Origin of the sequence: Streptomyces sp. NPDC004610 (assembly GCF_040609715.1) — a bacterium.
In the GTDB taxonomy this organism is placed as follows: domain Bacteria; phylum Actinomycetota; class Actinomycetes; order Streptomycetales; family Streptomycetaceae; genus Streptomyces.
This window is the reverse complement of sequence record NZ_JBEXLA010000045.1, coordinates 1-20,278: the sequence shown is the minus strand read 5'-3', so window position 1 is coordinate 20,278 and position 20,278 is coordinate 1. Positions and strand designations below refer to the sequence as shown.

Annotated in this window: 13 protein-coding genes; 10 read left to right on the top strand and 3 right to left on the bottom strand. The window is 72.6% G+C overall.

Annotated features, from left to right (window positions below; all coding sequences use genetic code 11):
- The first annotated feature begins 32 nt into the window (after nt 1–32).
- Nucleotides 33–1,178 carry a glycosyltransferase gene (locus ABZX40_RS35930; RefSeq protein ID WP_355747079.1) on the top strand — a complete coding sequence of 382 codons (1,146 nt, stop codon included), beginning with the start codon at nt 33–35 and terminating at the stop codon, nt 1,176–1,178.
- 79 nt (nt 1,179–1,257) lie between these two features.
- Here ABZX40_RS35930 and ABZX40_RS35925 read toward each other — a convergent pair whose 3' ends face one another.
- Nucleotides 1,258–2,376, bottom strand: coding sequence for a DegT/DnrJ/EryC1/StrS family aminotransferase (locus tag ABZX40_RS35925; protein WP_355747076.1), 1,119 nt, complete (start codon nt 2,374–2,376; stop codon nt 1,258–1,260).
- Between the two features lies 1 nt (nt 2,377).
- Nucleotides 2,378–3,349: an NAD-dependent epimerase/dehydratase gene (locus tag ABZX40_RS35920; protein WP_355747073.1), complete on the bottom strand. Its 972-nt coding sequence runs from the start codon at nt 3,347–3,349 to the stop codon at nt 2,378–2,380.
- 256 nt (nt 3,350–3,605) lie between these two features.
- Between ABZX40_RS35920 and ABZX40_RS35915 the strand changes: the two genes are divergently transcribed.
- Both ABZX40_RS35915 and ABZX40_RS35910 read left to right on the top strand, forming a co-directional pair.
- The gene (locus ABZX40_RS35915; RefSeq protein WP_355747071.1) at nt 3,606–4,358 is read left to right on the top strand and encodes a methyltransferase domain-containing protein; all 753 of its coding nucleotides are present in this window, start codon (nt 3,606–3,608) and stop codon (nt 4,356–4,358) included.
- Between the two features lie 82 nt (nt 4,359–4,440).
- Nucleotides 4,441–5,097, top strand: coding sequence for an NAD(P)H-dependent oxidoreductase (locus tag ABZX40_RS35910; RefSeq protein WP_355747068.1), 657 nt, complete (start codon nt 4,441–4,443; stop codon nt 5,095–5,097).
- Nucleotides 5,098–5,363: 266 nt separating this feature from the next.
- Here the strand turns inward: ABZX40_RS35910 and ABZX40_RS35905 are convergent, their stop codons facing one another.
- Complete coding sequence (locus ABZX40_RS35905) at nt 5,364–6,329, bottom strand: WYL domain-containing protein (protein ID WP_355747066.1); 966 nt, start codon at nt 6,327–6,329, stop codon at nt 5,364–5,366.
- 82 nt (nt 6,330–6,411) lie between these two features.
- Here ABZX40_RS35905 and ABZX40_RS35900 point away from each other — a divergent pair, with 82 nt between their 5' ends.
- The 7 genes from ABZX40_RS35900 to ABZX40_RS35870 form a co-directional block, all read left to right on the top strand.
- On the top strand, nt 6,412–7,233 hold the full coding sequence (locus tag ABZX40_RS35900; protein ID WP_355747064.1) for an NmrA family NAD(P)-binding protein: 822 nt from the start codon (nt 6,412–6,414) through the stop codon (nt 7,231–7,233).
- 127 nt (nt 7,234–7,360) lie between these two features.
- Nucleotides 7,361–8,824, top strand: a complete 1,464-nt coding sequence (locus tag ABZX40_RS35895) for an NDP-hexose 2,3-dehydratase family protein (RefSeq protein WP_355747061.1) — start codon at nt 7,361–7,363, stop codon at nt 8,822–8,824.
- A 62-nt stretch (nt 8,825–8,886) separates the two neighbouring features.
- On the top strand, nt 8,887–9,231 hold the full coding sequence (locus tag ABZX40_RS35890) for an antibiotic biosynthesis monooxygenase family protein (RefSeq protein ID WP_355747058.1): 345 nt from the start codon (nt 8,887–8,889) through the stop codon (nt 9,229–9,231).
- The gene (locus ABZX40_RS35885) at nt 9,228–11,507 is read left to right on the top strand and encodes an excinuclease ABC subunit UvrA (RefSeq protein WP_355747055.1); all 2,280 of its coding nucleotides are present in this window, start codon (nt 9,228–9,230) and stop codon (nt 11,505–11,507) included. The genes ABZX40_RS35890 and ABZX40_RS35885 overlap by 4 nt, the downstream gene beginning before the upstream one ends.
- A 145-nt stretch (nt 11,508–11,652) precedes the next feature.
- Nucleotides 11,653–12,867, top strand: coding sequence for a cytochrome P450 (locus ABZX40_RS35880; protein ID WP_355747052.1), 1,215 nt, complete (start codon nt 11,653–11,655; stop codon nt 12,865–12,867).
- Nucleotides 12,868–12,997: 130 nt separating this feature from the next.
- Nucleotides 12,998–14,065: a ketoacyl-ACP synthase III family protein gene (locus tag ABZX40_RS35875; protein WP_355747049.1), complete on the top strand. Its 1,068-nt coding sequence runs from the start codon at nt 12,998–13,000 to the stop codon at nt 14,063–14,065.
- Nucleotides 14,066–14,124: 59 nt separating this feature from the next.
- On the top strand, nt 14,125–20,278 hold a 6,154-nt coding region (locus tag ABZX40_RS35870; RefSeq protein WP_355747046.1), incomplete at its 3' end, for a type I polyketide synthase.

Below are 20,278 nucleotides of genomic sequence, written 5' to 3'. Positions count from 1 at the left end.
CCGCATCTCACTTCGGTCCCTTGGGAGGAACCATGCGTTTCCTGTTCGTCACCGGCGGCGGCTCGGCCCCCGTCCATGCCGGGATCCCTCTGGTGTGGGCGGCGCGCAGCGCCGGGCACGAGGTGCTCGTGGCCTGCCCCCGGGAGAACACCGAGCTGATCGCCGGTCTCGGACTGCCCGCCTACCCGGTGACGGAGCTGGGCATGGGTGACGCCATCCTCAAGGACCGCGAGGGCAACTGGCTGCCGATGCCGACCGGCAGCGAGGAGGAGCAGATGGACTTCGCCGGGCGGGGTTTCGCCCGGCTGTCGGCGGCCTGTCTGGAGGGCACCCTACGGCTCGCCGAGTCCTGGCAGCCCGATGTGATCGTGGGCGGCGAGTACAACCACGCCGCGCACCTGGTGGCATACCGGCTGGGGATTCCGCTGGTCAGCCACACCTGGGCGATCTACGACCGGACGGACGTCGACTGGCAGGGCGCCACCTCGGAACTGGCTCCGGAGCTGACCGCGATGGGCCTGGACGCCATCCCGGACCCGGCCGTGTTCCTGGACATCACCCCGCCCTCGGTGCGCCCGGCGGAGGCGGTGCCGGCCGAGCCGATGCGGTGGACGCCGGGCAACCAGCAGGTGCCGATCGAGCCATGGATGTGCGAGCGCGGCGACCGGCCCCGGGTGGTGATCACCTCCGGGTCGCGCAGCATGTTCGTGCCGACGCTGGGGGTGGAGTTCTTCCGGCCGCTGCTGGACAACCCGGCGCTGCGCAAGGGCGATGTGGAGATCGTCGTCGCGACCTCGCCCGCGGTGGCCGGGCAGCTGCGGGAGATCTGGCCGGACGTACGGGCCGGGTATGTCCCGCTGGATGTGCTGGCGCCGACGACGGACCTGGTGGTGCACCACGGCGGCGGGGTGACCGTGATGACGCTGCTGAACGCGGGGGTGCCGCAGCTGGTGCTGCCGGAGATCCCGGCGTCCGCGATCCCGATGCGCCGGGTCGACGCGTTCGGCGCGTCCGTCACCCTGCCCTCGGCCACCGAGCCCGCCGACACGGTCGCCGCCGCGATCGACCGTCTGCTGGCCGAGCCGTCCTATCGCGAGCGGGCCGGTGAACTCTCCCGGCAGATGGCGGCGATGCCGTCGCCCGCGCGGGTCGTGGAGCGGCTGGAGAAGCTGGTCTGACCCGCCGCTGAAAAGCCCCGGAGCGGGGGCCGCCGAATCCCCCGGGCGGCCCCCGCTCCGGCCATGTCCCCACCGTGACTCAGAGAGCGCGGACCACCTCGCGCAGCGCCGCGACGACCTTGTCCTGGAGGCCGCCGGGCAGGGACGGGTACATGGGCAGCGAGAAGATCTCCCCGGCCAGCCGTTCCGTCACCGGCAGCGCGCCCTCCCGGTAGCCGAGGTGGGCGAAGCCGGTCATGGTGTGCACCGGCCAGGGGTAGCTGATGTTGAGGTGGATGCCGTGGTCCTTCATCGCCTCGATGATCCGGTCGCGCTCCGGGTGGCGGACGACATAGACGTAGTACACGTGCTCGTTGCCCTCGGTGGTGGACGGCAGGACCAGGCCGTGGGCGGCGAGGTCGCCGAGTTCCTCCTCGTAGCGGCGGGCGACGGCGCGGCGGCCCGCCACATAGGTGTCGAGGCGGCGGAGCTTGCGGCGCAGGATCTCGGCCTGCACCTCGTCCAGACGGCTGTTGTGGCCGGGGGTGCGGACCACGTAGTAGACCTTGTCCATGCCGTAGTAGCGCAGTTGGCGCAGCCGGGTGTCGACCTCGGGGGCGTCGGTGAGGACGGCGCCGCCGTCGCCGTAGGCGCCGAGGACCTTGGTCGGGTAGAAGGAGAAGGCCGCGGCGTCGCCCAGGGTGCCGGCCGGGGCGCCGTGGTGGCGGGCGCCGTGGGCCTGGGCGCAGTCCTCCAGGACGGCCAGTCCGTGCCGGTCGGCGAGGGCGCGGACCGGCGCCATGTCGACGCACTGGCCGTAGAGGTGGACCGGGAGCAGGGCCTTGGAGCGGGGGGTGACGGCGGCGGCGAGCTGGTCGGTGTCCATCAGGTAGTCGTCCTCGCGGATGTCCACGAAGACGGGGGTGGCGCCGGTGCCGTCGATGGCGACGACGGTCGGCGCGGCGGTGTTGGACACCGTGATGACTTCGTCGCCGGGGCCGATGCCCAGGGCCTGGAGGCCGAGCTTGACGGCGTTGGTGCCGTTGTCGACGCCGGTGCAGTGGGCGAGGCCGTGGTAGGCGGCGAACTCCTCCTCGAACCCGGCGACGCTGGCGCCCAGCACCAGCCGCCCGGAGCGGAACACGGTGTCGACGGCGTCGAGCAGATCCTCGCGCTCGGCCTCGTACTCGGGCAGGTAGTCCCAGACATAGGTGGTCATCTCAGAGAACACTCCGTTTTCCGTCGGGCGTGTGCGGTCGCTGTACGAACTCGTGCCAGAAGTCCTCCACGGAGGCGGCCAGGGTGCGCCTGGGGTGCCAGCCGAGGAGCCGTGCGGCGGGCCGGATGTCGACCCGCGACCAGTCCTCCGTGGAGTGCCGGACGCCGGTGCCCGGCCGTTCGGTGATCTCGGCGCGGACGCCGCTGCGCTCCACCAGCAGATCGACCAGGGCGCGCACGGGGACGCTCTCCCCGCGGCCCAGGTCGACCAGTTCGCCGGTGAGCGGGGAGGTGGCGGAGGCGATCACCGCGTCGGCGACGTCCCGGACGTCGACGTAGTCCCGGCGGGCCAGCAGCGGGTCCAGTTCGAGCCGGGCGACGCCGTCGGGGCCGGGGCGGGCGAGCCGGCCGGCCACCCGGCCGAGCAGGCTGACCTCGGGGCTGCCGGGTCCCGCGAGGTTGGCGACCCGCAGCACCATCCCCGTGAGGCGGCCGGTGCGGGTGCGGTCCAGCACCGCTTCGGTCGCGGCGAGTTTGGCCCGGCCGTAGGCGCTGGTGGGGCGGGCGGTGACGGCGGCGCGCATGGTGGTGCCGGGCTCCACCCGGCCGTACTCCAGGACGGAGCCGAGGTGGATGAGGCGGGGGCGGTGCCCCTCCGGGAGCAGGTCGAGGGCGTCGAGCAGCCGGAGGGTGGGGGCGGCGACGGCGTCCCACATCTCGGGGTCGGTACGGCCCCAGATGGAGCCGACGGCGTTGACGACGACGGCGGGCCGCAGCGCGGCGAGAACGGCCGCGGTCTCCCGCACCGGCTGGGTGCCGAGGTCGAGCCGCTGGAAGCGGCCCGCGAGGGGCGTGTCCGGGGGCCTGCGGGCCGCCGCGACCACCTCGTGGCCGAGATCGCCGAGTCCCTCGCACACATGCCGTCCCACGAAACCGGTCCCGCCGAGGACCAGGGCACCGGGACGAGCGGGCATGGCTTCCTCCTTCCCTGCGCCGGGGGCGCTCCTGCGCGCCAGCCTGTCCGCCGGCGGTCGGGCATCGCTAGAGAGCGGTTCCGGTCCCCGGGGAGACGGGGGGGCGATGAGGCGGGGGGGGAGGCCGGGGGGAGGCGGGCTCTCGTTCTCTAGCGGTCCTCGACAAGGCCGCGCGAGGCTGGCCCCGGATCACCAGAGGCAGCCAGACAGCCCGGCAGTCAGGCAATCAGGCAATCAGGCAGAAAGGCGGTACCCCATGTACGGCGCCGACTCGGCACGGTTCTACGAGGCGCAGCACACCGCACGCGGCAAGGACTACCGGGGCGAGGCCGAGGTGGTCGCCCGTGAGGTGCTGCGGCGCAGGCCCGACGCGTCCTCGGTGCTGGACGTGGCCTGCGGGACCGGGGGTCATCTGGCGGCGTTCGGGGAGCTGATCGGTGCGGCGGAGGGCGTCGATCTGTCGGCGCCGATGCTGGAGATCGCCCGGCGCGACCATCCGGAGGTGCCGCTGCACCTCGGGGACATGCGCGCCTTCGACCTGGGCCGGTCCTTCTCCGCGGTGACCTGCCTGTTCGCGTCGATCGGCTATGTGACCGGGGAGCGGGAGCTGCGGGAGACGCTGGCCTGTCTGGCCCGGCACACCGAGCCGGGCGGGGTGGTGGCGGTGGAGCCGTGGTGGTTCCCGGAGACCTATCTCGACCGCTGGGTGTCGGGCGATGTGGTGCGCTGGGACGGTACGACGGTGGCGCGGGTGGCGCACACCGTGCGCGACGGGGACGCCTCCCGGATGGAGGTGCACTATCTGGAGGCCACCGCCGACTCCGGGGTGCGGCATCTGACGGAGGTGCACCGGGCGATGCTGTTCACCCGGGCCCAGTACGAGGAGGCGTTCCGGCTGGCGGGGCTGGCGCCGGAGTACGTTCCCGAGGTGCTGTCGGGGCGGGGGCTGTTCGTCGGGGTGCGCACCGGGGAGCCGGGCCGGGGGGCGGCGGCGCAAGCGGGGCTCTGACGGGTTTCGAGCGGGGCGGGGGACGCTCGTGAAGCCACGCGGGTACCGGCCGGTGTCCGTGCCCCCCTTGGAAGGTGTCACCATGGCCCGTCTGCTGCACATCGACTCGTCGTCGTCGAAGGACTCCGTCTCCCGTTCGCTGGCCGCCCGCTTCCGCGAGGTGTGGGACAAGGAGCACGGCGCCGACTCCGTCATCCACCGCGATCTGGTCGCCGAGCCGGTCCCGCATCTCGACCCGGACGCCGTGGTCACGCTGTGGGCGCCGCCCGGGACCGAGGCGCAGCGGGCCACGGCGGCGCTCCAGGAGCGGCTGGTGGAGGAGTTGCTCGCGGCGGACGCGCTGCTGATCAGTGTGCCGATGTACAACTGGACGATCCCGTCCGTGCTGAAGGCGTGGCTGGACCAGTCGCTGATCCTGGGGCGGACTCTGCCGTACGACCCGAGCAGCAAGCCGCTGGGCGGGCGGGCCGCGACCGTGCTCATTGCCTGCGGCGGCTATTACGGGGAGGGGTCGCCGGACGCGGGGATGGATCACTGCGGGCCGTATCTGAGGACGGTGCTGGGGCAGGTGCTGGGGTACGAGGTGGAGATGATCACGGCGTGGCGGACGTTGGCCGGGGCGGGGGCGGGGTCCCCTGAGGAGGCGGAGTTGGCGGGGGAGTCGTTGAGGGAGGCGCGGGAGTTGGCGGGGCGGCGTGCGGCTGGGTTGGCTTCGCCGCGGGCTGTGGGGGCTGTTTGAGGTGGGGGGCGGGTGCGGGTTGTGGGGGCTGGTCGCGCAGTTCCTCCCCCAGAGGGGGTACCCCCAGCGCCCCTAAAAGCACTGGTTGCCGTCGGCTGCCATGGCACCCCTGACCAGCCCCGAGCCACCGCCTGCTGCCCCGCCCGCTGAAAGCACAAGCCACCGCCAGCCGCCCCCGCACCCCCGAAGGCACAAGCCACCGCCAGCCGCCCTGCGCCCCGGAGAGACTGCCCGCGCTCCTGATGGGCGCAAGTCACCCGGCGTCTTCACCTCCCCTTCGACGCGTTCGCTGCGCGTTGGAGGCGGGCGGTCAGGGTGTGGAGGTGGGCGACTAGTTCGGGGGGTTCCTGGACCTCGAAGTCGAAGCCGAACGCGGCGACCCAGACCGCCAGTTGGTCCAGGCTCTCGGAGCCGATGCGCAGGACGCAGGTGTGGTTGTCGACGGGTTCCACCAGGCCCAGGTAGGCCGGGACCTCGTCGGCGACCTCGCGGGCCGCGGCGTGCATGGTGATGACCGCCTGGTAGCGGTGGGCCCGGGTGGTGACGCCGAGGGTGACGTACTGGGCGACGCCCTCGTCGGGCAATGGGCGGGGGCGGAAGCGGGCCCCGTTGGGGACGCGCAGCTCCATCCGGTCGACGCGGAAGGTGCGCCAGTCCTCCCGGGCGGTGTCCCAGGCGAAGAGATACCAGCGGCGTTCGTTGTGGACGAGGCGGTAGGGCTCGACCTCGCGGCGGGAGGCGTCCCGGATGCCCCGGTAGTCGAAGCGGAGCCGTTCGTGGGTGCGGATCGCCGAGGCGATGGCGGTGAGGGTGGCGGGGTCGATGGTGGAGCCGAGGGCGGGCAGGGCGACCAGCGCGGAGTTGATCGAGTTGATCCGGGCGCGCAGCCGGGCGGGCAGCATCTGGTCCAGCTTGGCGAGGGCCCGCGCGGAGGTCTCGGCGATGCCGGTGACCGTGCCCGCCGCCGCGGTGCGCAGTCCGACGGCCACGGCGACGGCCTCCTCGTCGTCCAGCAGCAGCGGCGGCAGACAGGCGCCCGAGCCGAGCTGGTAGCCGCCGCCGACACCGCCGACGGAGTTGATGGGGTAGCCCAGGGAGCGGAGTTTCTCCACATCGCGGCGGACCGTGCGGGGGGTGACGTCGAGGCATGCGGCGAGTTCGTTGCCGCCCCAGTCGTGGCGGGTCTGCATGAGGGACAGCAGTCGCAGCAGCCGTGCCGAGGTCTCCAGCATGGCAGCAGTGTCGCACCCTTCGCGGACGGAGGTTGTCCGCGAAGGGTCCTAGCTTGGGCGGCAGAACGGAAGGAGATCTCTCATGACGATTCTTGTCTCCGGCGCGACCGGCAATGTGGGCCGCCCGCTGGTGGAGCAGTTGCTCGCGGGTGGGCACCGGGTGCGGGCCCTGACCCGTGACCCGAAGAAGGCGAACCTCCCGGCGGGCGCGGAGGTCGTGGCCGGCAATCTGGCCGTGACATCGAGCCTGGACGAGGCGTTCGCGGGGGTGACGGCGGCCCATCTGATCAGCTTCGGCGACGACTACGCCCCGCTGTCCAACGGCCCCGAGATCGCGCAGACCGCGCTGCGGGCCGGGGTGCGCAAGGTGACGATCCTGAAGGGCGACACCGAGAAGACCGGGCTGGACGAGGCCATCGAGGCCAGCGGTCTGGAGTTCACCTATCTGGCGCCGGTGGAGTTCATGTCGAACGCCCTGGAGTGGGCGGAGTCGGTGCAGCAGGAGGGCGTGGTCCGCGAGGGCTTCCCCGAGGTGCCCAGCTCGATGGTGCACGAGGCGGACATCGCCTCCGTCGCCGCGACGGTGCTGACCTCGGACGGCCACTCCGGCAAGGAGTACTGGCTGACCGGCCCCGAGGCGCTGACCGCCCCGCAGAAGGTGGCGGCCATCGCGGAGGTGCTGGGGCGTGACGTGCGGTTCGTCGAGCTGAGCCGGGACGAGATGGTCGCCCGCTGGCGCGAGCAGGGCTACGGCGATGACGACCTGGAGTTCTTCCTGATGATGCGGACCAACCCGCCGGAGGCGGGCCGTACCGCGCTGCCGACGGTGGCCGAGGTGACCGGGCAGCCGGCCCGGCCCTTCACCCAGTGGGTGCGGGAGAACGCGGCGGCCTTCGGCGGGTAGCGCGGCGCGGGGAGGCCGTCGTACGGGTTCGAGTTCGGCTGCACGGACCTTCTAGCAGCCGAGCCGAGCATGACGGCGACAGGTACGGCGGCATACCCCGCGACACGGCATCTTCTGGAGGTGCGCTTTGTCAGCCTTTCCCCCGGCAGCCGCGGTACGGGCACAGGGCGAGCACGGTGACGGATACGCGTCGCTGCCGAGGTCGGCGGCGGTCCGGTCGGGTCCGCTGGGCGGGTCCGAGGACATCGGGCGCTGGCTGGCCGGGCAGCGGCAAAGCGCGGTGATGGATGTCCGGCGGGTGCCGCTGGAGGAGCTGGCCGGGTGGCGCACCGATCCGGACACCGGGGACCTGGTCCACGCCTCGGGGAAGTTCTTCGCCATCGCCGGGCTCGATGTCCAGGTGCCCGGCGCCGCCGTGGAGCGCTGGCAGCAGCCGATCATCGACCAGCCCGAGGTGGGCGTCCTGGGCATCCTCGTACGGGAGTTCGACGGTGTGCTGCACGCGCTGATGCAGGCCAAGGTGGAGCCGGGCAACTGCAACGGCGTCCAGCTCTCCCCCACCGTGCAGGCCACCCGCAGCAACTACACCCGGGTGCACCAGGGCGCGGCGGTGCCGTATCTGGAGTACTTCCAGGACACCGCCCGGCACCGGGTGATCGCCGATGTCCGCCAGTCGGAGCAGGGCTCCTGGTTCCACCGCAAACGGAACCGGAACATGGTCGTCGAGGTCACCGCCGACGCCCCGGACATCGCACCGCACCCCGACTTCCACTGGCTGACCCTGGGCCAGCTCCACGACCTGTGCGCCGAGGACAACGCGCTGAACATGGACACCCGTACGGTGCTGTCCTGTCTGCCGTTCGTCGGACCGGCGCTGCCGGAGCTGCTCGGGCCCGGCCGGGACGCGTTCACCGCCGCGCTGCTGCGCTCCTGCTCGGGCACGGCGGGCGGCCGGTACGGCATGACCGAGGTCCTCAGCTGGGTCACCGGGGCCCGCACCCGGGCGCTCAGCGAGGCCCGCCGCATCCCGCTGCGCGAGGTGGCGCACTGGCGGCGCGAGGGCGGCCGGATCAGCCATGAGAGCGGGCTGTTCTTCGATGTGATCGGGGTCGCGGTGACCGCCGGGGGCCGGGAGGTCGCGGCCTGGTCGCAGCCGCTGGTGGAGCCCTGCGACGACGGGGTGGTGGCGTTCCTCGCCAAGCCCGTCGACGGAGTGCTGCATCTGCTGGTGCACGCCAAGGTCGAGGCGGGGTTCCTGGATGTGGTGGAGCTGGGTCCGACGGTGCAGTGCACCCCGGCCAACTACACCGCGCTGCCCGCCGGGGCCCGTCCGCCGTTCCTGGACGAGGTGCTGGGCGCCGCCCCGGAGCGGATCCGCTTCGACGCGGTGCACTCCGAGGAGGGCGGGCGGCTCCACCACGCCCGCAACCGGCATCTGATCGTGGAGACCCCGGCGGACTTCGAGCCCGACCACCCCGACTACCGCTGGCTGACCCTCGCCCAGCTCTCCCAGCTCCTGCGCCACAGCAACTACCTGAATGTGCAGGCCCGTTCCCTGGTCACCTGTCTGCACAGCATGACGACCACCTAGCCCCTCTACCCCCTCTCTTTTCCGACCCCCTATCTATTCCGATCTATTCCGAGGAGACGGACATGGAGCGCAGCGGCCCGCCCGCCGGCGTCGTGACCTTCATCAACCGGTTCACCGTGACCGGTGACCCCCAGGAGTTCGAAGCCGCCTTCGCCAAGGTGGCCTCGTTCATGACGGCCCAGCCGGGCATCCTGGGCTACACCCTGTCCCGGCACGCCGAGCAGCCCGGCGGCTATGTCAATGTGGCGCTGTGGGAGAACGCGGGCGCGCTGCGGGCCGCCGCCACGCATCCCGACTTCGGCGCCCATGTCGGTGAGCTGCGCCGACTGGCGACCAGCGAGTCCGATGTGTATCTGGAGCGGCAGCGCTACCTCGGTGGTCCGGCCCGGCAGGGCGAGGCGGTGTGACTGCTCCGCACGACACGGCGGCCGACGGCGACATCCGGATCGTCGGAGCCCGTGAGAACAATCTGAAAGATGTGTCGCTGACCATCCCGAAGAACCGGATCACCGTGTTCACCGGGCTGTCCGGCTCGGGCAAGTCCTCGCTGGCGTTCGGCACGGTCGCGGTGGAGGCACAGCGGCAGCTGTACGCCACCTTCAACTGGTTCATCCGCAACCAGCTGCCCCGCTACGGCCGTCCGCATGTGACCAGCATCGAGAATCTGACGGCCCCGGTGGTGGTCGACCAGAAACCGGTCGGCGGCAACGCCCGCTCCACCGTCGGCACGATGACGGATCTGCTGTCGACGGTACGGGTGCTGTTCTCCCGCTGCGCGACCCCGGCGCTGCCGCCCGGCGGGTACTCGTTCAACGACCCGCAGGGCATGTGCCCGGTCTGCGAGGGCCTGGGCCAGATGCGGCAGGTCGACATCGACCGGGTGCTGGACCGGGCCAAGTCCCTGGACGAGGGCGCGATCCGGCTTCCCACCCACAAGGTGGGCGGCATCGACTGGCAGCAGTACGCGAACTCGGGCCACTTCGACACCGCCAAGCCGCTCGCCGACTACACCGAGGACGAGTGGCACACCCTGCTGTACGGCAGCGGCGGCACCGTCACCGTCCACTCGGCGAACACCAGCACCACCCTCAAGTACGAGGGGGTGATCGCCCGGTTCGCCCGCACCAACCTCAAGCGCGATCTCAGCACCCTCGGTGAACGCGCCCGCGCCAATATCGAGCAGTTCATCACGCTGGGCCCGTGCGCCGACTGCGGCGGCAGCCGACTCGGCCCGGACGCGCGGGCGTCGGTGATCGACGGCCGGACGGTCGCCGACTACTCGGGGATGGAGATCAGTGAGCTGATCCAGGTCCTCGCCGGCATCGACGACCCGGTGGGCTCCCGGATCGCCGCCGATCTGCGGGAGGCGCTGGGCCGGGTCGAGGCGATCGGCCTGGGCTATCTCTCCCTGGACCGGCCCACCGGGTCGCTGTCCGGCGGCGAGGCGCAGCGGCTGAAGACCGTACGGCATCTCAGTGGCGGTCTGACCGGGATGACGTACCTCTTCGACGAACCCAGTACCGGGCTGCATCCGAAGGATGTGGGGCGGCTCGGGGAGTTGATGCGGGCGCTGCGGGACCGGGGCAACACCCTGATCGTGGTGGAGCACGACCCGGATGTGATCGCGATGGCCGACCATGTCGTGGACCTCGGTCCGCAGGCGGGCCCGCTGGGCGGCGAGATCGTGTTCACCGGCACGTTCGAGGAGCTGTGCGCGGCGGACACGGTGACCGGGACGGCGCTGCGCCGCCGGGGCTCGGTGAAGAGCGAGGTGCGCCGACCGACCGGCAAACTGTCGGTGGAGGGCGCGGATCTGCACAACCTCAAGAAGGTGAGCGTGGCGTTCCCGACCGGGGTGCTGACCGCGGTGACCGGGGTCGCCGGGTCGGGCAAGTCCAGCCTGGTCACCGGCGCGTTCCGGCAGGCGCATCCGGACGCGGTGTTCGTCGACCAGTCGCCGGTCAGGGCGTCGGCCCGGTCCACGCCGGTGAGCTATCTGGAGGCGATGGACCCGGTCCGCAAGCTGTTCGCCAAGGCCAACAAGGTGTCGGCGAGCCTGTTCAGCTTCAACTCCTCGGGCGCGTGCGGGGTGTGCCAGGGCCGGGGCGAGATCGTCACCGAGCTGGCCTATATGGACCCGGTGCGGCTGCGCTGCGAGGCGTGCCAGGGGCGGCGCTTCCACGAGGAGGTGCTGGAGCACCGGGTGCGGGGCGCGTCGATCGCGGATGTGCTGGAGATGACCGCCGGGGACGCGGCCGGTTTCTTCACCGAGCCGGACATCGCCTCCCGGATCGGCCGCCTGGTCGATGTGGGGCTGTCGTATCTGGCGCTGGGGCGGTCGCTGAGCACCCTGTCCGGCGGTGAGCGGCAGCGGCTGAAGCTGGCGAGCCATCTGGACCGCTCGGAGGGCGTGTACGTGCTGGACGAGCCGACGACGGGGCTGCACATGGCCGATGTCGACGCTCTGGTGGCGCTGCTGGACCGGCTGGTCGAGCAGGGCAACACGGTCATCGTCGTGGAGCACAACCTGGATGTGGTGCGCCGCGCGGACTGGGTGGTCGACCTCGGCCCCGGCGGCGGCCGGCACGGCGGCGAGGTCGTCTTCACCGGCACCCCGAGGGAGCTGCTGGAGACCCCGGACTCGGCGACCGGGGAGCATCTGCGCCGCTACTGCACGACCTGACGGCGAGCCCCGCGCGCACCTCTCAAGCTGGCTTCCAGCCAGGGCCGAGAGGCCGCACGAAGACTCGGTGACAGCCCGCGGGGCTGTGGTGTCCCCCGACGCCACAGCCCCGTTCCCGCTGTGACCCGTCTCTGTGGGGGACCCGATGACCACCGGCCACACCGACCCGACCGCCCAGGAGCCCTTTCCCTACGAACGACGCTGCCCGTTCACCCCGCCCGCCCCGTACGACCAGCTCATCGGCAAGCGCCCGGTGTCCAAGGTGGTGCTGGCGACCGGGAGACCGGCGTGGGTGGTGGCGGGGCTGACGGAGGCCCGGCAGATACTCACCGACAGCCGGATCAGTTCCTCGCGCACCCACGCCGACTACCCGTTCTACTTCGACGCGCCGCCCCAGATGCGCACCGACAGCTCCTTCATCGCCTTCGACCCGCCCCGCCACACCGACGCCCGCCGCAAGGTCGCCACCTCCTTCACCCACCGCAATGTGCAGAAGCTCCGCGCGACCATCGAGCGCACCACCGACGCCTGTATCGACGCCCTGCTCGCCGCGGGACCGCCCGCCGATCTGCACCGGCTGGTGTCCCTGCCCGCGCCGATGGCGATGATCTGCGATCTGCTGGGCGTGCCCCCCGAGGACCGGGAGTTCCTCCAGCGCCACGGCGAGAACCTCTTCGGCGGCACCAGCTCGCAGGCCGAGCGCCAGGCGGCGGTGGTGGAGGTCGGCACCTATCTGGAGAAGCTGGTCCACCGCAAGGACCGCGACCCCGGTGACGATCTGATCAGCCGGACCATCGCCGCCCACCGCGCCGACGACGGGACGTACGACGTCCGGGACGTGGTGAACACCTGCCGGATGCTCATCAACGGCGGCCATGAGACCACCGCCAACCACATCACCCTCGGCGTGGCGGCGCTCCTGGAGCACCCCGAGCAGCTCGACGCCCTGCGCGGCGACCCGTCGCTGATCGGCCCCGCGGTGGAGGAACTGGTGCGCTATCTCGGGCTCGGCGATCTGGCCGTGCCCCGGGTGGCGCTGGAGGACATCGAGATCGGCGGCGAGACCATCCGCGCGGGCGACGGCGTCCTGGTGCTGCTCCAGGCCGCCAACCGCGACCCGCGCGAGTTCGAGGACGCGGACCGGCTGATCCTGTCCCGTGGCAGCCGCCGCCACATCGGGTTCGGGCACGGCGTCCATCTGTGCATCGGCGCCGATCTCGCCCGGCTCGAACTGGAGATCGTCCTCACCCGCCTGTTCCAGCGCGTCCCCACCCTGCGCCTGGTCACCCCGGTGGCCGAACTCCCCACCAAGGAACGGGCGATCGTCTACGGGGTGTGGCGGCTCGACGTCACCTGGTGAACCCCGGCGACCGGCCCGACGATCAGCCCGGCGACCGGCCCGGCGGTGGACGGCGAGTGCGCGGCGACCGTCGGGCGGCCCCGCCGGGCCTCGCCCTGTCCTGTCCGCTTCCGCTCCCCTGGAGGCAGTTGTGAGGTTCGACGACATCTTCGTACGGGGCACCGGCACCTGGCTGCCGCCCCGCCTGCGGCTGGCGGACGCCGTCGCCGCCGGGGACTGCCCACCCGTCCTCGCCGCCCGCACCGAGGTGCTCTCGGTGACGGTCGCCCAGGGCGACTCCGCGCCCGAGATGGCGGTACGGGCGGCCCGCCGGGCGGTGGAGCGGGCCGGGTCCGGCGCCGGGGACGTGGATCTGGTGCTGCACGCCGACACCTGGTTCCAGGGCCATGACGCCTGGGCCGTGGCCTCGTACGTACAGCGGGAGACCGTCGCGGGGCAGTGCCCGGCGCTGGAGATCCGGCAGATGTCCAACGGCGGGCTGGCCGCGCTCGATCTCGCCGCGTCCTATCTGACCGCCGCCCCGGCCCGCCGGGACGCCCTGCTCACCACCGGCGACCGCTACGGCCTGCCCGGCTTCGACCGCTGGCGCACCGACCCCGGCACCCCGTACGCCGACGGCGGCGCCGCCCTCGTCCTGTCCCGGCGCGGCGGCTTCGCCCGGCTGGTGTCGCTGGCCACCCACGCCGACCCGGAACTGGAGCCCCTGCACCGCGGGGAGGACCCGTTCGCCACCGCCCCGCTCGGCCACCGGGTCCCGCTGTCGTTCGAGGACGCCACCCGCGCGTTCAATCTGCGGCACGGCATGTCGTACGCGCTGCGCAGGCTCGCCGAGGGGCAGGCCACCGTGCTCAAGCACGCCCTGTCCGACGCCGGGCTCGAACTGCCGGAGATCGACTGGGTGGTGCTCCCCCACTTCGGCCGGATGCGCCTGGAGTCCCTGTACTACGAGCGGTTCGGCATCGACCCGGCCCGCACCACCTGGGACTGGGGCCGCACGGTCGGCCATCTCGGCGCCGGTGACCAGTTCGCGGGCCTGGACCATCTGGTGACGACCGGCCGGGCCGCCCCCGGCGACCGCTGTCTGCTGGTCGGCGTGGGCGCGGGCTACAGCTGGGGCTGTGCCGTCCTGGACATCCTCGAACGCCCTTCCTGGACCGACACCGACGCCGACGCCGACACCGACACCGACGCCCTCTGAACCCCTCCCCCTCCCTGGATCCCCCTCCCCCTCCCCTCGTGACCCCTGGAGCCGCACAGATGGATGGCACTGTCTCCCGCCCTGTCCCCACCCCCACCCCCACGGACGGCGGTCTCGGACGGCGGAGCGAGCCGGTCGCCGTCGTCGGCGTCTCCTGCCGCTTCCCCGGGGCGCCGTCCCCTGCCGCGTTCTGGCGGCTGCTGAGCGAGGGCGGGCAGACCGTACGGCGGGCGCCGAAGGAACGCAGAGCCGCCGGGGACGTCGAATGGGGCTCCTTCCTGGACGGTGTCGACCGGTTCGACGCCGCCTTCTTCCGGATCTCCCCGCGCGAGGCCGCCGCCATGGACCCGCGCCAGCGGCTGGTGCTGGAGCTGGGCTGGGAGGTCCTGGAGGACGCCGGGGTGGTGCCCGCCGAGGTGGCCGGCACCCGGCTGGGTGTCTTCGTCGGCTCCCTCTGGGACGACTACGCCCACCTCTCCTACCGCACCGCCCGCACCTCGGCGACCCAGCACACCACCACCGGTATCCACCGGGGCATCATCGCCAACCGCCTCTCGCACTTCCTGCGGGTGCACGGCCCCAGCATGACCGTGGACACCGGGCAGTCCTCGTCGCTGGTCGCGGTACATCTGGCCGTCGAGAGCCTGCGCCGGGGCGAGTCGGACACGGCGGTCGTCGCCGGGGTCAACCTCGCCCTGCTCGCCGAGACCACCCTGCTCTCCGAGCGCTGGGGCGGCCTCTCCCCCGACGGACGCTGCCACACCTTCGACGCCCGCGCCAACGGCTATGTCCGGGGCGAGGGCGGCGGCGCGGTCCTGCTGAAGCCCCTGAACCGCGCCCTGGCCGACGGCGACCATGTCTACGGCGTCCTGCTGGGCAGCGCGGTGAACAACGGCTGGGGCGCCGCCCTGACCCTGCCGAGCGCCGACGCCCAGGCCGACGCGATCCGTTCGGCCTGCGCCGAGGCGGGGGTGGCCGCGCACGAGGTGCAGTACGTCGAACTGCACGGCACCGGCACCCCGGCCGGCGACCCGGTCGAGGCGAGCGCGCTGGGCGCGGCCCTGGGCGGTGCCCGGTCGGCGGGGGACGCGCTGCGGGTCGGGTCGGTGAAGACCAACATCGGCCATCTGGAGGGCGCCGCCGGGATCGCCGGGCTGATCAAGACGCTGCTCTGCCTGGACCGGCGCCGACTGCCCGCCAGCCTCAACTTCGAGCGCCCCCACCCGGCCATCGACCTCCCCGGGCTGGGCCTCGCCGTCCAGCGGCGCCTGACGGACTGGCCGCACCCGGACCGGCCGCTGGTCGCCGGGGTCAGCTCGTTCGGGATGGGCGGCACCAACTGCCATGTCGTCCTCGCCGAGGCCCCGACGGCACCGGCCCCCGCCCCCGTCCCGGGCGGCCGGGTCCTGGCGTGGCCGCTGTACGGGCACGGCGGGGCCGCCCTGCGCGCCCAGGCGGGACGGCTGCGGGACTTCCTCACCGGGGCCACGGAGTCCACCGGGGCCGCTGAAGCCACCGGGGCCGCCGAAGCCGCCGGAGCCACCAAGGCCACCGAGACCGCCGAAGCCGTTGCGGCCCCCGGCCCTTCCTCCCTCGCCCGCGCCCTGGCCACCACCCGCTCCCGGTTCGGCGACCGGGCCGTGCTGGTCGGCCGGGACCGTGAGGCACTGCTCGCGGGACTGACCGCCGTCGCGGCGGGCGCACCCGCACCGGGCACGGTCACCGGCCGCACCACCGGCGGCGCCCTCGCCGTCCTCTTCTCCGGCCAGGGCAGCATGCGACCGGGCGCGGGCCGCGAACTGTACGCCGCCCACCCCGCGTTCGCGGACGCCTTCGACGCCGTGTGCGCGGCACTGGACCCGCTGCTCGGCCGGTCCCTGAAGGAGACGGTGTTCACCGACGGCGGCGACGCGATCCGCCGGACCGATCTCGGCCAGGCGGCGCTGTTCGCCGTGGAGATCGCCCTGTACCGGCTGGTCACCGCGCTCGGGGTACGGCCCGAGGTGTTCGCCGGTCACTCGGTGGGCGAACTGGCTGCGGCCCATGCCGCCGGGGTCCTCTCCCTCGCCGACGCCTGCGCGCTGGTCGCGGCGCGCGGACGGCTGATGGCGGCCCTGCCCGAAGGGGGCGCCATGACGGCGGTGTTCGCACCGGAGGCGGAGGTGCTGCCGCTGCTCGTGGACCGCGAGGGGGAGGTGTCCGTGGCGGCGGTCAACGGCCCCGCGTCCGTGGTCCTCTCCGGTACGGCGTCGGTGCTGGCCGAGGTGGTCGAGCAGCTGCACGCCCGGGGTCACCGCACCCGCCCGCTCCCGGTGGCCCACGCCTTCCACTCCCCGCTGATGGACCCGGTCCTGGACGAGTTCGCCGAGGTCTGCGCCGGTCTCACCTACCACCCGCCCCGGCTGCCCGTCGTCTCCACGGTCACCGGACGCCTCGCCGAGGGCACGGACCTGCGCTCACCGGAGTACTGGCGCGGCCATGTCCGCCGCCCGGTGCGCTTCCTGGACGCGGTACGGACGCTACGGGAGCGGGGCGCGGACACCTTCCTGGAACTGGGGCCGGACGCGGTGCTGTCGGCGCTGGTGCCGAGGTGCCTGCCGGACGCGGGTCCGGGCCTGTCGGCGGCGGTACTGCGGCACGGCCGCCCCGAGGAGGAGACCCTGCTGACGGCCCTGGGGCGGATCCACGTACGGGGCGCGGCGGTCGACTGGGCGGCCCTGACGCCGGACGACGGCCGACGCACCCCCCTGCCGACGTACGCCTTCCAGCGGCGGCGGCACTGGCTGCCGGAGGGCGAGCCGCTCCTCGCGACACGGGAGGCCCCGGCCACCGAGGCGCCGGAGGTGGTACCGCCGACCGGCGCACTGGACGCGCGGGAGCGGCGGCGGGCGGTCCTGGACCTGGTCGCCCAGCAGGTCGGCGCGGTCCTCGGCACCCCGGCTGACGAACCGATCGAGGTCACCGCCCCCTTCACCGACCTCGGCCTGGACTCCATGGCGGCGGTCACCCTGAGCGAGACCCTCGCCGCCGCGACCGGCGTGGAGGTGCACAGCGGCTCGGTGTACGACTTCCCCACCCCGGAACGACTGGCGCACCACATCGCCGACCTGCTCCAGCCGGAGGAACACCCGAAGGCACCCGCCCTGGCCACCTCTCCTTCGGACGACGATGACGATCTCATCGCCGTGGTGGGCATCGGCTGCCGCTTCCCCGGCGGCATCACCACCCCCGACCAACTCTGGCAACTCCTCGCCGACGGCAACCACGCCATCACCGACTTCCCCACCAACCGAGGCTGGCCCACCGACCTCCACCACCCCGACCCCCACCACCCCGGCACCACCTACACCCACAAAGGCGGCTTCCTCCACGACGCCGACCAGTTCGACGCAGAATTCTTCGGCATCTCCCCCAGAGAAGCCCTCGCCATGGACCCCCAACAACGCAGCCTCCTCGAAACCGCCTGGCACACCCTCGAACACGCCGGAATCAACCCCACCACCCTCCACAACACCCCCACCGGCGTCTTCGTGGGCGCCTCCCCGCTGGAGTACGGACCGCGCATGCAGGACGCCCCGGCGTCGGTGCAGGGTCATGTGATGACGGGGATGTCACCGAGTGTGCTGTCGGGCAGGCTGGCGTACCACTTCGGTTTCACGGGCCCGGCGATCACCCTGGACACCGCGTGCTCCTCGTCTTTGGTGGCCCTGCACACCGCAGCCCAAGCCCTCCGCAACAAGGAATGCGCCCTCGCCCTCGCCGGCGGCACCACCATCATGTCCACCCCCGGCACCTTCATCGAATTCAGCCGACTCCAAGGACTCTCCCCCGACGGCCACTGCCGCTCCTTCTCCACCCACGCCAACGGCACCGGCTGGTCCGAAGGCACCGCACTCCTCCTCCTCGAACCCCTCACCCAAGCCAGAAAGAACAACCACACCATCCACGCCCTCATCCGAGCCACCCACACCAACCAAGACGGACCCTCCAACGGACTCACCGCACCCAACGGCCAAGCCCAACAACACCTCATCACCCACACCCTCACCACCGCCCACCTCACCCCCCACGACATCGACGCCATCGAAGCCCACGGCACCGCCACCCCCCTCGGCGACCCCATCGAGGTGCGGGCGCTGATGGCGACGTACGGGAAGGACCGACCGGTGGGGCGGCCCGCGCGGCTGGGGTCGGTCAAGTCGAACATCGGGCACACCCAGGCCGCCGCGGGGGTCGCCGGGGTCATCAAGATGATCGAGGCGATGCGCCACGAAACCCTCCCGCGCACCCTGCACGCCGAGGAACCGACCGAGCATGTGGACTGGGCGTCGGGCGGGTTGAGTCTGCTGACCGAGGCGGTGGCCTGGCCGCGTGACCCGGACCGGCCTCGCCGCGCGGCCATCTCCTCCTTCGGCATCAGCGGCACCAACGCCCACCTCATCCTGGAAGAGCCTCCGTCCACCCCCACCACCCCCGAACCCACCACCCCACCACCTCTCACCCCCTACGTCCTCACCGCGAAGACCCCCACCGCCCTCTCCACCCACGCCCAGCAACTCCACACCCACCTGACCACCCACCACCCCCACCTCACCCACACCGCCCACACCCTCACCACCCGCGCCCACCACCGCCATCGCGCGGTCATCCTCACCCCCGACCACCCCGAAGCCCCCCTCACCCACCTCGCCACCGGCCAACCCCACCCCCACCTCACCACCACCCCCGCGACCCCACCCCGCAACGGCGCCAAACTGGCCGTCCTCTTCCCGGGTCAAGGCGCTCAACAGGTGGGCGCTGGAAGGGAGTTGTACGACTCCTACCCGGTCTTCGCCGCCGCGCTGGACGCCGTCTGCGAGGAGCTGGACCCCCGGCTGGACCGGCCGTTGCGCGCGGTGATGTGGGGCACCGACCAGGCACTTCTGGACCGGACCGAGTACGCCCAGCCCGCGCTGTTCGCGCTGGAGGTGGCGCTGTTCCGGCTGGTGGAGTCCTGGGGTGTCCGTCCGGATGTGCTGCTGGGGCATTCGGTGGGTGAACTCGCCATGGCGCATGTCGCCCGGGTGCTCTCCCTCGCGGACGCCTGTGCCCTGGTCGCCACGCGCGGTCGGCTGATGGGTGCCCTGCCCGGGGGTGGGGCGATGATGGCGCTGGAGGCGTCCGAGGCGGAGGTCGCCCCGCTGCTCACCTCCGAGGTGGGCATCGCGGCGGTCAACGGCCCGGTCTCGGTGGTGATCTCGGGCACGGAGGCGGCGGTACGGGATCTCGGCGCGCACTGGGAGGCCGAGGGGCGCCGGACCACAAGACTGCGGGTGAGCCATGCCTTCCACTCCCCGCTCATGGAGCCCGCGCTCACCCGGTTCGCGGAGGTGGCGGAGAGCCTGACCTACGGTGCTCCGGCCATCGCCCTGGTCTCGACGCTCACCGGCGAGGCGGTCACCGACGGCCTGCTGTCCGGCGCCGCGTACTGGGTGCGGCACGCGCGGGAGAGCGTACGGTTCGCGGACGGGGTGCGGGCCGTGGAGCGGCGGGGCGTGGGAACGCTGCTGGAGCTGGGCCCCCGGGGGCCGCTGTCGGCGCTGGTGCCGGACTGCCTCGCCGACCCGGAGTCACTCGTCGCGGTTGCGGCCCTCCAGGAGGACCAGCCCGAGGGGCCGGCTCTGCTGACGGCGGTGGCGCGGGCGTTCGTCCGGGGTGCCGACGTCGACTGGGGCAGCCACTTCACCGGCACCCACGCCCGGCACATCGACCTCCCCCACTACCCCTTCCAGCGCCAACGGCACTGGCTCACTGCGGACTCCGGCCCCAGGGCGACCGGGCTCACCCCCACCAAGCACCCCTTCCTGACCGCCACCACCACCCTCCCCGGCACCGAGGTCACCCTCTTCACCGGCACCATCGACCCGGAACAGCACCCCTGGCTCACCGACCACACGATCAACGGGACCCCTCTCCTCCCCGGCACCGCACTCCTGGACCTGGCCCTCCACGCAGCGGCCACCGGCCCGACCCCTCATATCGAGGAACTCACCCTCACCGCCCCGGTCCCCCTCACCACCCCCCTCGACCTCCAAGTCCACCTCACCCCCACCACCCTCACCATCCACACCCGCCCCACCCACACCAACACCCCCTGGACCACCCACGCCACCGCCACCCTCACCCCCCAACCAACCACCCACCCGACGCTCCCCGAACCCCACCCCGACACCG

Coding starts and splice junctions, on each gene's coding strand:
- ABZX40_RS35905 (WP_355747066.1), bottom strand. CDS start 6,329: ATGCTGGAGACCTCGGCACGGCTGCTGCGACTGCTGTCCCTCATGCAG.
- ABZX40_RS35930 (WP_355747079.1), top strand. CDS start 33: ATGCGTTTCCTGTTCGTCACCGGCGGCGGCTCGGCCCCCGTCCATGCC.
- ABZX40_RS35925 (WP_355747076.1), bottom strand. CDS start 2,376: ATGACCACCTATGTCTGGGACTACCTGCCCGAGTACGAGGCCGAGCGC.
- ABZX40_RS35920 (WP_355747073.1), bottom strand. CDS start 3,349: ATGCCCGCTCGTCCCGGTGCCCTGGTCCTCGGCGGGACCGGTTTCGTG.
- ABZX40_RS35915 (WP_355747071.1), top strand. CDS start 3,606: ATGTACGGCGCCGACTCGGCACGGTTCTACGAGGCGCAGCACACCGCA.
- ABZX40_RS35910 (WP_355747068.1), top strand. CDS start 4,441: ATGGCCCGTCTGCTGCACATCGACTCGTCGTCGTCGAAGGACTCCGTC.
- ABZX40_RS35890 (WP_355747058.1), top strand. CDS start 8,887: ATGGAGCGCAGCGGCCCGCCCGCCGGCGTCGTGACCTTCATCAACCGG.
- ABZX40_RS35880 (WP_355747052.1), top strand. CDS start 11,653: ATGACCACCGGCCACACCGACCCGACCGCCCAGGAGCCCTTTCCCTAC.
- ABZX40_RS35900 (WP_355747064.1), top strand. CDS start 6,412: ATGACGATTCTTGTCTCCGGCGCGACCGGCAATGTGGGCCGCCCGCTG.